This window comes from uncultured Maribacter sp. (assembly GCF_947500985.1).
Classification (GTDB): domain Bacteria; phylum Bacteroidota; class Bacteroidia; order Flavobacteriales; family Flavobacteriaceae; genus Maribacter.
The window spans coordinates 313,584-328,700 of record NZ_CANMTX010000002.1 but is presented as its reverse complement, the minus strand read 5'-3'; the positions used below and the strand labels follow the sequence as shown (position 1 = coordinate 328,700).

Here is a 15,117-nt window from a genome sequence, read left to right as displayed (position 1 = left end):
ATTCTTTATCCTTTGAACTAAAACTAATTTTGTATAAAATAAAGTACGGTAATACGACTAGGGATCTAATTAATTGTTTGATTCTGTGTTTTTCAGAAAACCATACAAATTTCTTTAAGGTCGGGTTTGTTCATACAAGATTAGTTGCAAAACAATCGAAATTTAAACTACCACTTACTCTTAAACATAGTAACACTTTAATCAACAAAATTTTAAATTATGAAGGATTCTAATATTTATTTAAATGGCTTAGGATTAAGTTCTTTATCAGTTGCTGTCTACTTAATTCAGAAAGCCGGTTTTAACCCAGAAAATATTCACATTTTTGAAAAAAACCCAGAAACTGATTTAGTTGGAGGATCAATGGATGCATCTGTTAAAATGATCGACGGCAAGCCTGTTTACCTTATGCGTGGAAGTCGTATGTACGAAGACAAGGTATATTGTTGCACAAAAGAACTGTGGTCATTAATACCTTATGACGAACTTGGGTCTTGTTTGGACGACTATGAACGTAATGCTGCAGAATGCAATATGAACACTGTGGTTAGACTACTACATGCAAACGGCGAGAAAGATTCTGGACACGACCTTGGATTAGGTACAAGAGAAGCACTTGAAATGGCTAGATTAATAGAGATACCAGAATCAAAGATTCCGGCAGACGCTAAAATCACCGACTATTTCAGTGAAGATTTTTTCAAAAGTAATTACTGGTACATGTGGCGTGCGCTATTTGCTTTTCAGCCATGGCACTCTGCGATAGAGATGAAACGTTACTTGAAACTATTCTACCACCGTATGTCTGATATGGAGAAAATGACCTCTTTAGAACGTACACGTTACACAAACTACCACTCTTTCGTATTACCTGCCATTAAACTCATCACAAAGAAAGGAGTTAAAATACATTATAATACTAGCATTACTGATGTAGACTTCAAAGAAAGTGATGGTAAACGTTGGGTAGAACGCCTACATTTAAGAAATGCAGAAGGTAAGACCTTAGATGCAATAGAGGTTAGACCAGAAGACAAAGCATTCTTGACAATTGGCTCAATTGTATCAAACTACTCTTATGGTTCTCATGATGAGCCTGTATCTACAACACCGGTTAAAAAACCAGGCGAAGCTTACGAATTATGGCAAAACATAGTATCTAAACAAGCAGACCTAGGCAGACCAGACCGTTATTTACGTGACGTTTCACTTTCTAGAATGATGCACTTTACGGTAACTTTTAGAGGAAACCTTTTTGAAAGAAAATTTCAATGGTTAGTTGAACGACCAATGGGAGTACAAAGTCCCTTACCTCTAACACAATCTCCATGGATATTGCACGTACATACCTATCGTCAACCTTTTTTCCCCGGTCAAGCGGCAGATACTTGTGTAATTTGGGTTTCTGCATTAGGTGGGGATAATATTGGTCAATTTGTAAAAAAACCAATGTACGAATGTACTGGAAAAGAAATTTTAGAAGAGCTTTTAGGACATTTATGGGGCGATCTAGACGAGAACGAAAAAACCGAACTTCTAGAAACATCTTACTGTGTACCTTGTAGACTACCCTACGGCATCTCTCAGTTTTTACCTAGAACCGAAGGTGATAGACCACATGTTGTACCTAAAGGCTCGCAAAATTTTGCGTTGTTAGGGCAATTTGTAGAAATACCAGACGGTATAGTTTTTACGACTGAATATAGTGTTCGTGGGGCTATATTAGCTATTAACCAATTAATAGACCCGTCTATTGAGCCTCCTAAAATGTACTTTGGTCAACATCATATATGGGACAACTTAAAAAATGCAAAAGCAATTTTAGGTTAACCACTTAAACTTTTTCTATCTTCAAATCAACGGTGTTTTTACCGTTGGTTTGAAGATTTATAATTAGAAAGCATTATTGCATCTTAATGATGTTATAAATAACGATTTACAATCTTTCATACCATCTGTTCTAACAAAACACTGAGGCAAAATAGCTACTATAAACATACTTCAGCTATCAAAAAAAGAGCTTCTAATTAATGAGCATCAAAACAGCGACCTAAAACACTCATTTTACTAGTGAAAACACACTACTTGGTAGGTTCTTTATTTTTAAGGCAATTCTCTTTTGAGTTCAAATAATGACTAGTTAATCTTTTAAAATTTATAGCAATTATAGATTTTCGAAATAGAATTAAACATGTAAATTGTAGGTTTATTCTTAAATAGTATATTCGCTAAATAGTCTTTAACCACCAAAACAGGAAATAAACGTACCGTGGTCAGTTTATATGAAGGTTAGGACCAATTAGAAAAAACAGAATGAAGAAATTTTTAGTAATATCAATTCTATTGATTACAACTCAAAATCTAATTTCTCAAACAGCGGAAGAACTTAACTCAAAAGGAATTGTACTTGCGAAAAAAGGAAAAATAGACAACGCATTCTCAATTTTTGAAAAAGCAATAAAACTTTATCCAGATTCCCCAGGACCATATTCAAACAGAGGAAATGTTTATCGTATGAGAAAAGAATATGACCTCGCAATTCTTGATTATTCTAAATCATTAGATTTAAATCCTGATAATTTAAGTGTCCGTTATTCGAGAGCTAAGACCTATATGGATAATGGAAAGTTTGAAATGGCTATATCTGACTATTCAAAAGTAATTGAAAAAAAACCTTCTTTCTCTGATATTTACTTTGATAGAGCTTATGCAAATATAAGGTTAGAGAAATATGAAAATGCCAAAACAGATTTAGAATTACAATTAGAAATAACACCAAAAGATTTCAAATCATTAGCGAATCTGATAAATATAAAAACTAATTTAGAATTGTATAATGAAGCATTAGCGGATTATAAAAAGATAGTGACTGAATTTCCAAACCAGCCAAACCTTCACATTCTTTATAACAATTGGGCAAGTCTTTATAGAGAAATTGAGAAACCAAAAGAAGCATTATCAAAAATCAATTTAGCTTTGAAGTTGAAAAAAAGCTATGATATAGGACTTTTCAATCGAGCTGGTATTTATTTGGAACTTGATGAAGAAAAAGATGCTTGTAAAGATTTTAAGAAAGCACTTAAGTTAGACCTTGAAAAGAATAAGCATTTCGAAGCTGATGAAGACTTTGAGAAACTTGAAAAGTTATGTAATTAAAACTGGTGCCAATAGTTTAAATAATTTATTGCTAATTAAGGCTTACTTACGAAAGACCACGAGGTGTTTCTATCTGTAATTCATTTGCTAACTTTTTGCTTAAACTCGCAACGAAATCATACACTAGACCGATATTGCCAATTCTAAAAAAAATTGCAAATGGGAACTTGGGGAACAGGAATAAGTTCTAATGATACTTATTCGGACATTTATAGAGAATTTATCGACCTGTACAATGATGGAGTTTCTATACCAGAAATTACCAAAAAATTGATTGCTGATAATAAAGAAACAATAAGTACAAGAGAAGACTCATCAAATTTTTGGTTCGCTATTGCCAACGGACAATGGGAGTGTAAGGAATTGGACAAAGAAATTTTTTCCAAGGTTGAAAAGATTGTCAATTCTGGAATGGACATTGAAATATGGCAAGAACTAGACAGCACACAATCGGACATAAAAAAAAGAGAACAAGTATTAACCAAGTTTCTTGAAAAAATCAAAACTGAAAAAGTAAAACCTCGAAAAACGGTTGAAGAAGAAACTCTACAATTCTATCTTTTACAAAGGAGATTGTTTAGTGTACAAAATGAACAACGGAAATTATGGCGGAGCATTTGTGTTGACAGATGAAAAATCGACCGAAGTCGGGGCAAACGAAATTGCAATTACGACAATTGACAAGGCGACCAAACCCACATTAGAGGATTTTAAGAATGGCAGAGTTTATAGTACTCGCTCGCAAGAAGTCAGCGTACAAAACAATCAAATACACGAAAATTTAGTGGACAGACATCATATTGGCGGATTTTCAGCCTTATCGTTCAAAAGAGATAATCCTGAAATTGAGGTTATTGGACAATTGAAAATTTTCGAAGAATATAACTCTGAAAAAATTGGAACAAGTACTTATCCGTGGTCTGTCCTTTTTTCAATGGTTGCGGACAAAAAAAAAATAAATGGAAAAGTTAAAACAAGTGTCAGTTTGAGCAAATGGACTAAAAAGCCATGGATAAAGAACTGGCTATAACAATACCTAAACATAAAACAAACTTTAGGGCAAAACCAAAGGTCTGTATATATTTAATATGTCTCTAAACCTTTGACATTTTCGCGTTAGAAAAAAATTAAAACAAAAAGCTTTAGCTTCGTGTGTAGAAGGAGGTATTAATTAAGAAAACTGAATTGGAAATTAGAGAGACACATAGAAATGAGTACACCATTTCAACTGACAGGAATAAATTACATATCTCGAGCATTCACAAATTTCTTGCAAACCAAACTGATTGGGCTAACGGAATTCCACTCAATACTTTAAAAACATCTATTGAAAATTCTTTAAATTTTGGTCTTTATTACAAAGACCAACAAATTGGCTTTGCTATAATAATTTCTGACTATTCAACTATTGCATATTTAGGAGATGTTTATATTCTAAAAGAACATAGAGGAAAGGGATTAAGTAAATGGCTGATCAACGAAATAATGGAACACCCCAATCTTCAAGGATTAAGACGCTGGATTTTATTAACTGATACAGCTGAATGGCTTTATAAAAAGTTTGGGTTTACGGAAATACCTCATCCTGAATTTTATATGGAGAAACATAACCCGAATGTATATAATGGAATAAAGTAAGTATTATAAAAGCCTGTGTTTAACTGAAAAGTTAGCGCATATTAATCTACTACTATTTTTATACTACACGGTATAAAAATAGGTTAACTGCCAAAAAATAGAGCTTCTAATTAATGAGCACCGTACCAACAACCAAAAACACCCTAAAAACCGACTGGCACACTTTTATGAATGGTTCTGCAGGGCGTTGGTTTAAGAAAGTAGTAGTATTGATTATTTTCTCTTTAGTACTAAACCATTTAGCGACACCAGAAAGTTTTCCTGATGGTGATACTTATAGATTCCCCATTGAAGGTTTTTTGGCATCTATTGTTTTGTGTATTCTTATAGGCATCATAACCGAGGTTAACTTTCAATATTACAAGAAAAAGCATTTCTATAAAAAAGTTGAAATCACAGCTATTATATGGTTTATGGCTTCAACCTTAGGATATATTACACTCATGTATATTCCTGTAAATTTTATTTTTAGTCTAGTCGTAGATGGAGAGATAGAGTTCTATTATTTACTAATAGGTTTACTCATTACCTTACTATTGAGTTTTATTCTTATAGGGTTGTCGTATGCCCAAGACATTTACAATTTATATAAGTCATCTATAAAAGATGCTGTTGTAACCATAGAAAGCGGTGCAAAAACCACAAAACTCGCTTATGAAAATATTGCATGTTTTTTTAGTGAAAATAAAATAGTATTTGCTGTTAAAAATGATGGCACAACAATAAGCACCGATTTTATATTGAATGAGCTGGAAGAAAAAATAAACAATCAATTGTTTTATAGAGCCAACCGGCAAATTATAGTTCACAAAGATGCTGTAGAAGAAATAGAAAAAATTGAAAATGGTAAACTACGTATTCAATTAAAAGCAGCTATTGAAAATGATGCTATTAAAGAAATAAATATCAGTCGGTACAAGCGAAAAGAATTTTTGAATTGGTTTCAATAATAAACACCGACTATTCAGTAATTAATTTACTACCACTCAGTAAGAACATCAATAATTAAAAGGGGTTTCAGCGTTTTTGTTCATTAATTCGTTTAGAATTTAAAAACCAAAAATAATGAACAAAGTTACCTTACGCCAAATAGTAATTCCATTAATTACCATTGCAGTTATCTGCTTTATATGGTTTGGACCACTACAATTTAGTTATATAGAAAACATCGTTGTTTCTATAATAATCATCTTATCAAATTATATAGAATACAAAAAAAAGCTATTTTCAGCGCTAGGTTTTCAACGTGAAAAATTCACAGTCAAAAATATCTTCGTACAAGCGCCATTAGTCGCACTAGGTCTCTTTACTTTTTATGTCTTTTTATTGGTTCCTGGAATTACAAAACTCACAGGAGTTCCTATAGATTATTCTAGTTTTAAAGAATTAGAAGGAAATCTTTCCGCTTGCTTAATTGCTTTAGTAGTAGTTTGGGCTACTGCTGGGTTTGGAGAAGAAATTATTTTTCGTGGTTATTTCATGAGACAGTTTGTAAAATTCTTTGGAGAAAGCAAATTCAGTATTGTTCTTAATATCGTCTTGTTGGCTTGTTTTTTTGGCTTCATGCATAGTTACCAAGGAATTACCGGACAAATAGTCGCAGGTACCGTCGGAGGGCTCATAGCATTGATATTCTACCTACGCAAATACGATTTATGGTTTGTAATTGCCGTACATGGTTTTTTTGATACCATATCGTTGATTTGTATTTACTACGGATTGGCATAATGATAACTGGAAACACTAGTTACATCATCACCTACCTTGATTAGATATTCACTGTGCATCTTATTTCATAAAAATAAAACAGTAACCCTAACAACAACGGATATAGGTTCATAATGAAAGATTTGCGTTTTACGTGTCTGCGAGCAGAAACATAAAACGCAAATCTTCTTAAATTCATAACTTATAGTAAGAAATAGATCATTCTAACCTCTCTTTTCAATACCAAAAAACAAACCACTTGGTTTGTTTGGCTCCTGAAACACTCATTTAACTTCCTACTTTTTGCATTTTATCGATAAAATAGTGAAGGCTATCTTTTGTCTCAAGAATTTTGCGGACATTTTGATTATAAAAAACAGACCAGTTGGTCGGTTCGTTAATTATAAGGTAATAATCTTTATAAAGCACTTCGTGACTAATTAAACCTAATTTTAGATTAGTAGTATCCTTAGAAAATATCAGCCGAACCGTAAGTCACACTTAAATTTATTCGTGGATTACCATATTTCTTCTAAAAATATATTTTAACGCACTTATTTACGTTTAATTAATAGTTGGTTAAGATTTTAATCTATACCAGTATACTTAAACCTTTTAATAAATAGAAGGTCTAAGTAATAACTTATTACCATTTCCCCATGAATTTTCTGAAATCAGTATCAGTTATCTTTTCTTTTACATCTATAATTAGCTGTAGTAGTGATGACCAAAACACAACAACAGCAACAGCAACTTGTTTTTCAGACCAAGTCTTAGACGATACAAGAGGCGATTGCAATACAACTTTGGCTTTTAATTCTGAATTTGAGGAGTCCATGTCAGGTGGTATAAGAACAATCACAGCAAATAGTATTCCTGAACACTTGGTGGGGATTTTTGGTGGAGGTCCTGGATCGCTAAATCCCAATGCTATTTCAGAACAATCTGAAACGTATAACATCACTCTAAATCCAACTGCTGCTTCAAACTTTACTCCTTTACTTTCTACAACTGGCGTAGGTACAAATGTAGGTCCGCAATATTCTTTTGGCGTTTTATTAAATGGGGTGGAATTAGATCCTGTGGCTGCCGAACCCTTCCCGCACGAAGGAATTATGAGTGCTAATGTAAATTGGGAATGGAATTTAGAGGCTTTAAATGTTAACTTAGGTTTAGACTGTAACAATGCACATGTACAACCCACAGGAAAATATCATTATCATGGTTCACCAACCCTTTATTTACAGAATTTAAATATTCCAAATGATCAAATGACTTTAGTTGGATATGCGGCAGACGGATTTCCTATTTACTATAAATATGCATTTACAGACGCTTCGGATAATTCATCTTCTATAATTGAAATGACATCAAGTTACCAATTAAAAACGGGCAATAGAACAGGAGATGGAATAACTGCACCTTGCGATACGTACAATGGAGTTTACTCTAATGATTATGAATACAGTACAGGTTTAGGGACTTTAGATGAAGCCAATGGTAGAACTGGTGTTACGCCAGAATACCCATTAGGAACATATTATTATGTAATTACTGATGAATTCCCTAGCATCCCAAGATATTTTAAAGGAATACCTTCTAATGATTTTAAAATTGGTGCGTAAATGAAAAATATATTGATATGCTGTTTTGTATGTCTGTACAGTAGTTTAGTAGTAGCACATGAAACAAATGAAGCCTTTTTCGTAATTACTCAGAAAGAGAACACCATTGAAATTAAAGCCGGATTCCCTTGGACAATGAGAAATGCTCTGATAGCATACAATCCTTCCCTTGAAAATACGGCAAGCAAAAAAGATTTTGAGCATACTTTTATAGAATACATTAAAGCAAATCTCATTCTAAAAAATAAATCTGGAGAGCTACTTCAATTTCAAAATTATAAGGAGTTAGAAAACAACGACCATTCTAATCAAAACAGTTATTTAATAGTTTTTAGCGGTAGTGATTTATTTGAAGTTACCAATACAATTATGTTTAACGTTTATGACAATCAAGTCAATTACAACAAATTAGCAATCAGTAAAAAAACGTATAAAACCTCAAAAGCAATAAATCATTTTAATGTAAATCAAAAAATGCCATCAGGTAATTGGTATTTCCTTCTACTAATAATACCATTTATATTTTTGGGCAATAGATTTTATCAAAAAAACAATGACCACGGTATGAATAGTTAATTGTCTCAGTTTTAATTTGCTGAATGACGTGCTTTATTACCTAGCTAAGTATACCCTAATATGCTTAAAAATTTAAAACACAATAAATCCCTCACAACATCAATTAAAATTGTCTGGTTTTATCAGATATAGGAAATTAAAATTTCCTATATCATTAAGTAAGTCAAAAGCGAAATTGTTATAATTTCCTACTTATTAGTATCTTACCTTTCTATGCCTGATAAAATACATCTTGAAAATATCTTGTTTTTAGATATAGAAACCGTACCTGAAAAAAGTTCTTTTGACCAGTTAGATGAAACTACACAAGAATTGTGGGCGCAAAAATCTCAATACCAAAGAAAAGATAATGTAACTGCAGAAGAGTTCTACGAGCGTGCCGGAATATGGGCAGAGTTCGGTAAAATTATTTGTATATCTGTAGGTTATTTTACGTTTCAAAAAGAAGTGCGTAGTTTTAGAATAACCACTTTTTATGGCGAAGAAGCTACACTTTTACAAGATTTCAAAGGTTTGCTAGATGAGCATTTTAACCACGTTAAAAACGTACTTTGTGCGCACAATGGTAAAGAGTTCGACTTTCCGTATATCGCTAGAAGAATGATTATTCACGGTATATCGCTACCTCAAAAACTAGACTTATTTGGCAAAAAACCATGGGAAGTTCCGCACATAGACACCATGGAGCTGTGGAAATTTGGTGACTACAAACATTTTACTTCGTTAAAACTTATGGCACATGTACTGGGCATACCTTCACCAAAAGAAGATATAGATGGCAGTATGGTGCGTGTAGTATATTATGAGCAAAACGATTTAAGCCGTATTGTTACCTATTGCGAATTAGACGTATTGACTACTGCACAGGTCTATTTAAGATTAAGAAATCAAGAATTACTAAAAGATAGTGAAGTCAAAAAAGTAGCTAATGAATAGAAACACGTTAAAATTAGCATCCATCCATATAAAAACAGGACTAATGATGTAATTTTGTTAGTAACGACATATGTTTAAAACGAGCCATATCTATGAAAAAAATCATCTTATTATTCTCTGTAGTTGTATTACTGGCTAGCTGTTTACAAGAAAAGGAAATAAGCTCTATACACCCTGAAAACTGGTCTAAGAGAAAAATTACCATGAAGGTTCAAGATTCTTTAGAGTTTGGTAAGTCTTACCTGTCTATCTATTCTCAAATCTATAGTAGCTCTGAGCATAAGACCCATAATTTAACCGCTATGGTGAGCTTACGAAATACAAGTGATGTCGATACTATTTACCTTTCTAAAGCTGAGTATTTTGACACGCATGGGGTTTCATTAAGAAATTACTTTAGCCACCCTATTTATTTGGCTCCTTTAGAAACGGCTGAAATTATTATTGACGAAATGGATGTTGAAGGTGGTACCGGTTCTAACTTTATTTTTGAATGGCAAGCACCAAAAGATTGCCCAGAGCCATTATTTGAAGGTATTATGAATTCTACCGTTGGCCAACAAGGACTCTCATTTACTACACAATCTAGAAGAATAAAATAGGGTTCTAGTACTTATAGAATTTCGTGCTTTTGTTGATATTCGAATCTTGAATTTGTAATATATACAAACCTGAAGGTAAATCTGAAACGTTGATTCTAGCATCTGATGCTTTATCCATTTTCAATGCTACACCACCTGTACTCATTATTCTATAGGTAGTAGTATCAGACGTTTTTACATTCAACTGTATTTCGTCTACCGCAGGGTTTGGATAAACGCTAAACGGAATATTAGAATCTTCATTTAAAGCATGTAAGATTTCTAACGCTGTCTCTTCACCTTTAAAAGTAAACGTAGCCACATTACTAAATTCAGAAGCGATGTTTTGTGAGCAGAACGTTCTTAATCTAAAAGAATAGGTAGTATCACTTAACAATCCCTTCCAGCTAAAGTTATTTACAGAAATATACTCTGTAGACCATTCTTGTTGGTGAACTTCTTTATACTGAATTTCATAAAGTGCGTCTTCTGAAGCATTCCAAGCTAATTTTATAGTAGACATTTCAGCTTCATCAAGACCAACTTCTGGTGCATTTATAGAACATGTAGTCATAGCAACACCTGAAACAATCAATGAAAAATCTTGCATATCGTTTACAAGTTCACCTTTATGGGTAACGGTAATCGTATAGGTGCCATTTGCATTAGGTATTTCAACTCTTTCAAAAGGATCAACTTTATTATCTGCTTTCGTTGCTGCGCTAGCAGCCTGGGCAGGATTCAATTTCCAAGGCAAAAAAGTTTGTCCGTTTTTAGTGATTCTAATATCAAGGTCATTTACCAATGTAGCAGTTGTATTGTTAATTTCACCAGAATTAATAAAACTAGATTGTACATCTGTCCAAGAGATTGAAGCGATTAATGTTTCGTTCTCTTCTGCTGTTACATCAAATGAAAATGAGTTTCCGTTTTCTAATGTTTCTTCAGCAATATGACTAGAAAAATCTTTATTGTTCAATACCTCAGCAGCAATTTTCGAATTCATAATGCCCCATCCCGTTTTATAATCTGGACCTAAATCGTCAATATCATCTGCAGTATGTAAAGCCAAACCTTTTAAGGTCGCTGCTTTCATATACTCACCATATAATTCTTTGTTGTACTGTTGTAATAATAATAATGACCCGGTAACCCCTGGTGTAGCCATTGAAGTACCAGAAGAAGTTTCATAGCTAGTATTACTAGCGGCATCTGTAGAAAGAATAGCACCACCGTTACCAGCGATGTCTGGCTTAATTCTACCATCATCAACCGGACCGAAGCTACTATAGTTACAAACATCTGCATTTTTCAAATCTCCGTTTCCGTCAATCTTAGAAATTGCACCAGCAACAGTAATATTATTTTTTGAAATGGTAAAACCTAACAATACATCAAAACCATCAGCTGTTTTACCGTATGTTGGTTCTAAGTTATCTCTGCTCTTTTGTGCATTACCTGCCGCTGTTACCATTAAATAGTAAGGAGCATTGTACATAATCTTATCCCAATCTTGAGCTACTTTAGTGTAAGCACCAAAATACCAGTCTGGCACGCGATCAGCTTTAATACCGTATGAGTGGTTAGAAAGTAGAAGTCCGTCAGCAGCAGCTTCGGTTACTTCAATTTTATCTCTTGTCCAGTCATGAGATATTACCTGAGCCATATTGGCTACACCTTTAGCATCTCTTTTAAGTCCCGTAGAAATTATACTTCCTGTAACGTGCGTAGCATGGGTACCAACCTCGGCATTATCATCACCAATAATAACCCTAGATGTATATTCGATATGATTTTCTAAGGCAACACCAGCATCCCAAACACCAACTTTCATTCCATCACCATCTAAGTGAAGTCCCATTAAACCATCTGTATTCAAAGTACTTGCTCTAGAAACTAACCCAGCCAAATCAGAATAGGTTTCATAATATAAAGGACTACCATCTGTACCAATATCTTGCAATTCAATTTTTTTACCGTTTGCTAAGGTTTCCTTGATTTTCCAATTGTTCAGTTTTGCTACCTCTTTAAGGTGAGTTCTTTCAAGAGCATATTCAGAAACCAAATTCGACTTGAAATTTGCCAATTCAGTCTTCTTATTATTAGCAGCAATTTTTAAACGTTCTTGAGAAGTTTGACCGTTAACTTTATTTACTGCTGAGAACACAAAAAATAGTATTATTAAAAAACTATATGTACGGTAGGTGGTATTGTACGTATTCATCCTTAGATTGTTTTTGTAAGATTTGGACTACAAATATATAAACCTAATGGAGGGTTCGGTGAATGACCTCTTTTATTCGATGAAATACTTAAACATTATGTTGAACCTGTTGTGAAAACATCAATTTATGATGTGTAAGACTTTTCTTTCGATATACGATACTTTAAGAATTAAAGGTGAACAGCGCATAAACCGGAAAGTGATCGCTATAACCACCCATATAACGATCAGACACAAATGTTCTGTAAGGCGTACCTTTATATTTACCCTTCTTTTCTTTTAAAGACTTATGATCAAAGATTGCCGCACTATCAAAACTATGTGTATTTTTTTCATAATTGAAAAAAGAGTTGGATAGCAATATTTGATCGAACATATTCCATTTACCACCATATACAGACGAGCCTTTACTATTGGGTATATGTATTATCTCAAACGGATTAAAAAGACCAGACCCTTCTGTCATCGTTTGAAGACTTTTTGAAGAGGGATCATCATTGAAATCGCCCATTACAATAATATTGGGATCCAATTCAGTTTCCCTTATTATTTTAATTTTCTGAACTATTTCGTTGGCAGCAATAACCCTCTTGTATTCTGTCTCTACACCACCATCTCTTCTAGAGGGCCAGTGATTGACAAAAACATGTACCAATTCTTTATTTAATTCTCCCTTTACATATAGTATATCTCTGGTTGTATCTCTAACTCCGCCAGCATTATCAACCAATAAGGTTAATGGTTCTGAATGTAATACTTTAAAAAAACGCTTTCGGTAAATAAGACCTGTATCTATACCTCGTTCATCTGGTGAATCATAGTGTACAAACCCATAATCCAAATCGTCCATAGCATCGGTATCTAACAATGCTTTAAAAACACTATTATTTTCAGCTTCGGCAACACCTATTAATGCAGGTGGGTAAGAGTGGTCTTCATCACCTATTTTAACAATAGTCTTTGCAAGTTTATCTAGTTTACGTTGATATCGCTCAACAGTCCATTTTTTTGCCCCATTAGGCGTATAATCTTTGTCTAAAATTTTGGTATTACGCTCTGGATCAAATAGATTCTCTAAATTGTAGAATGCAATCGTATAACGCTGTTTTTTTGTCTTTTTTTTAAAGAATGGAAATCGCATGTATTATTTTAAGGAGAAACTAATTCTAGAGAAGCAAAGAGACATTCGGGAAAAATTAATTTAATATTCCTTAGAAAGCTCCAGAGCCCATAATTTCGATTATCGAGTCAATAAAAATACGAAATAGCTTATCGGTAAATGCTTAATTTTACACTTTACGGAATTTATGATAGAAAAGAAGAGTATAGATTATGAAAAAGCGGTTCTTATTGGTATCATCAATAAAGATCAAAATGAGGAAAAGGTTAAGGAATATTTAGATGAACTAGAATTTCTAACGTATACCGCTGGTGGAGAAGTATACAAACGTTTTACCCAACGAATGGACGTACCCAACCCAAAAACCATGATTGGAACTGGGAAAATGGAAGAAATCGAAAAATATGTTGAAGAGCATGAAATTGGCTCGGTTATTTTCGATGATGAACTTACACCTGGTCAACAACGTAATATTGAAAAACAATTACGTTGTAAGATTATTGATCGTACCAGTTTGATCTTAGACATATTTGCACAGCGTGCACAAACAAGTTATGCCAGAACACAGGTTGAACTTGCGCAATATGAATACTTATTGCCAAGACTAACAGGATTATGGACACACCTTGAGCGCCAAAAAGGTGGCATTGGTATGCGCGGACCTGGAGAAACCGAAATTGAAACAGATAGACGTATTGTTCGTGACCGTATTACCCTATTAAAAAAGAAGCTTTTAAAGATAGATCGCCAAATGGAAACCCAAAGGGGTAACCGTGGTGCTTTGGTTAGAGTTGCATTGGTAGGTTATACGAATGTTGGTAAGTCTACCTTAATGAATGTAATTAGCAAAAGTGATGTATTCGCAGAGAACAAATTATTTGCTACACTAGATACTACGGTAAGAAAAGTTGTTATAGGCAATCTTCCCTTCTTATTAAGTGATACTGTAGGATTCATCAGAAAACTACCTACACAGCTAGTAGAAAGCTTTAAAAGCACTTTAGATGAAGTACGCGAAGCAGATTTACTATTACATGTTGTAGACATCTCTCACCCACAGTTTGAAGAGCATATAGAGTCTGTAAACCATATATTATCTGAAATCAAAAGTTCAGATAAGAAAATAATCATGGTCTTCAATAAAATTGATCAGTACGAGCATGATACCATAGATGATGATGATTTAATTACCGAACGCACAGGAAAACATTTTACCATTAATGATTGGAAACAAACTTGGATGGAAAAAGTGGGCGATCGTGCCATTTTTATCTCAGCACTAAACAAAGAAAATCTAGATGAATTTAGAAAACGTGTTTATGACGAGGTAAGAGATATTCACGTTACGCGTTTTCCGTATAATAATTTTCTATACCCAGAGCATTTAGACGAGTATTAGACTTCAATTACAATCAAATTTATGTAGTTCATCGATGAAATTAAACCGATGGTAAATCTCACCACAATATGGCTTTAGTTCACAACATAAATTCTTTGCAACAAGACCATATGAGTTAATTTTACAGTGTACTTAAGATAAGTCTTGACCCCAAA

14 protein-coding genes are annotated in these 15,117 nt (G+C 33.5%); 12 read left to right on the top strand and 2 right to left on the bottom strand.

Annotation, left to right across the window (positions count from 1 at the left end):
- Positions 1-219 precede the first annotated feature (219 nt).
- The 11 genes from Q0871_RS05010 to Q0871_RS04960 all read left to right on the top strand — a co-directional run bounded on the left by Q0871_RS05010 (position 220) and on the right by Q0871_RS04960 (position 10,240).
- Positions 220-1,830 (top strand): oleate hydratase, encoded by a 1,611-nt coding sequence (locus tag Q0871_RS05010; RefSeq protein ID WP_299318795.1) that lies wholly within the window; start codon positions 220-222, stop codon positions 1,828-1,830.
- A 483-nt stretch (positions 1,831-2,313) separates the two neighbouring features.
- Complete coding sequence (locus tag Q0871_RS05005; protein ID WP_299318791.1) at positions 2,314-3,156, top strand: tetratricopeptide repeat protein; 843 nt, start codon at positions 2,314-2,316, stop codon at positions 3,154-3,156.
- Positions 3,157-3,315: 159 nt separating this feature from the next.
- Positions 3,316-3,789 (top strand): hypothetical protein, encoded by a 474-nt coding sequence (locus Q0871_RS05000; protein WP_299318790.1) that lies wholly within the window; start codon positions 3,316-3,318, stop codon positions 3,787-3,789.
- Complete coding sequence (locus tag Q0871_RS04995) at positions 3,746-4,186, top strand: hypothetical protein (RefSeq protein WP_299318789.1); 441 nt, start codon at positions 3,746-3,748, stop codon at positions 4,184-4,186. The genes Q0871_RS05000 and Q0871_RS04995 overlap by 44 nt, the downstream gene beginning before the upstream one ends.
- Before the next feature lie 155 nt (positions 4,187-4,341).
- Positions 4,342-4,794 (top strand): GNAT family N-acetyltransferase, encoded by a 453-nt coding sequence (locus Q0871_RS04990; RefSeq protein WP_299318786.1) that lies wholly within the window; start codon positions 4,342-4,344, stop codon positions 4,792-4,794.
- Between the two features lie 113 nt (positions 4,795-4,907).
- The gene (locus tag Q0871_RS04985; protein ID WP_299318782.1) at positions 4,908-5,744 is read left to right on the top strand and encodes a LytTR family DNA-binding domain-containing protein; all 837 of its coding nucleotides are present in this window, start codon (positions 4,908-4,910) and stop codon (positions 5,742-5,744) included.
- 115 nt (positions 5,745-5,859) lie between these two features.
- Positions 5,860-6,522, top strand: coding sequence for a CPBP family intramembrane glutamic endopeptidase (locus Q0871_RS04980; protein WP_299318778.1), 663 nt, complete (start codon positions 5,860-5,862; stop codon positions 6,520-6,522).
- Between the two features lie 638 nt (positions 6,523-7,160).
- A complete protein-coding gene (locus Q0871_RS04975; RefSeq protein ID WP_299318776.1) occupies positions 7,161-8,126 on the top strand; it encodes a YHYH protein in 966 nt (321 codons plus the stop codon).
- Positions 8,127-8,702, top strand: coding sequence for a hypothetical protein (locus Q0871_RS04970; protein ID WP_299318774.1), 576 nt, complete (start codon positions 8,127-8,129; stop codon positions 8,700-8,702).
- A 213-nt stretch (positions 8,703-8,915) separates the two neighbouring features.
- Positions 8,916-9,638, top strand: a complete 723-nt coding sequence (locus Q0871_RS04965) for a 3'-5' exonuclease (RefSeq protein WP_299318772.1) — start codon at positions 8,916-8,918, stop codon at positions 9,636-9,638.
- A gap of 92 nt (positions 9,639-9,730) precedes the next feature.
- On the top strand, positions 9,731-10,240 hold the full coding sequence (locus Q0871_RS04960) for a DUF3124 domain-containing protein (RefSeq protein WP_299318768.1): 510 nt from the start codon (positions 9,731-9,733) through the stop codon (positions 10,238-10,240).
- A 4-nt stretch (positions 10,241-10,244) separates the two neighbouring features.
- Here the strand turns inward: Q0871_RS04960 and Q0871_RS04955 are convergent, their stop codons facing one another.
- On the bottom strand, positions 10,245-12,443 hold the full coding sequence (locus Q0871_RS04955) for a S8 family serine peptidase (protein WP_299318765.1): 2,199 nt from the start codon (positions 12,441-12,443) through the stop codon (positions 10,245-10,247).
- 163 nt (positions 12,444-12,606) lie between these two features.
- Positions 12,607-13,584 (bottom strand): endonuclease, encoded by a 978-nt coding sequence (locus Q0871_RS04950; protein WP_299318760.1) that lies wholly within the window; start codon positions 13,582-13,584, stop codon positions 12,607-12,609.
- A 166-nt stretch (positions 13,585-13,750) separates the two neighbouring features.
- Between Q0871_RS04950 and hflX the strand changes: the two genes are divergently transcribed.
- The gene (hflX, locus tag Q0871_RS04945) at positions 13,751-14,962 is read left to right on the top strand and encodes a GTPase HflX (RefSeq protein WP_299318756.1); all 1,212 of its coding nucleotides are present in this window, start codon (positions 13,751-13,753) and stop codon (positions 14,960-14,962) included.
- The last annotated feature ends 155 nt before the right edge of the window (positions 14,963-15,117 follow it).

Coding starts and splice junctions, on each gene's coding strand:
- Q0871_RS05010 (WP_299318795.1), top strand. CDS start 220: ATGAAGGATTCTAATATTTATTTAAATGGCTTAGGATTAAGTTCTTTA.
- Q0871_RS05005 (WP_299318791.1), top strand. CDS start 2,314: ATGAAGAAATTTTTAGTAATATCAATTCTATTGATTACAACTCAAAAT.
- Q0871_RS05000 (WP_299318790.1), top strand. CDS start 3,316: ATGGGAACTTGGGGAACAGGAATAAGTTCTAATGATACTTATTCGGAC.
- Q0871_RS04995 (WP_299318789.1), top strand. CDS start 3,746: ATGAACAACGGAAATTATGGCGGAGCATTTGTGTTGACAGATGAAAAA.
- Q0871_RS04985 (WP_299318782.1), top strand. CDS start 4,908: ATGAGCACCGTACCAACAACCAAAAACACCCTAAAAACCGACTGGCAC.
- Q0871_RS04980 (WP_299318778.1), top strand. CDS start 5,860: ATGAACAAAGTTACCTTACGCCAAATAGTAATTCCATTAATTACCATT.
- Q0871_RS04975 (WP_299318776.1), top strand. CDS start 7,161: ATGAATTTTCTGAAATCAGTATCAGTTATCTTTTCTTTTACATCTATA.
- Q0871_RS04970 (WP_299318774.1), top strand. CDS start 8,127: ATGAAAAATATATTGATATGCTGTTTTGTATGTCTGTACAGTAGTTTA.
- Q0871_RS04965 (WP_299318772.1), top strand. CDS start 8,916: ATGCCTGATAAAATACATCTTGAAAATATCTTGTTTTTAGATATAGAA.
- Q0871_RS04960 (WP_299318768.1), top strand. CDS start 9,731: ATGAAAAAAATCATCTTATTATTCTCTGTAGTTGTATTACTGGCTAGC.
- Q0871_RS04955 (WP_299318765.1), bottom strand. CDS start 12,443: ATGAATACGTACAATACCACCTACCGTACATATAGTTTTTTAATAATA.
- Q0871_RS04950 (WP_299318760.1), bottom strand. CDS start 13,584: ATGCGATTTCCATTCTTTAAAAAAAAGACAAAAAAACAGCGTTATACG.
- hflX (WP_299318756.1), top strand. CDS start 13,751: ATGATAGAAAAGAAGAGTATAGATTATGAAAAAGCGGTTCTTATTGGT.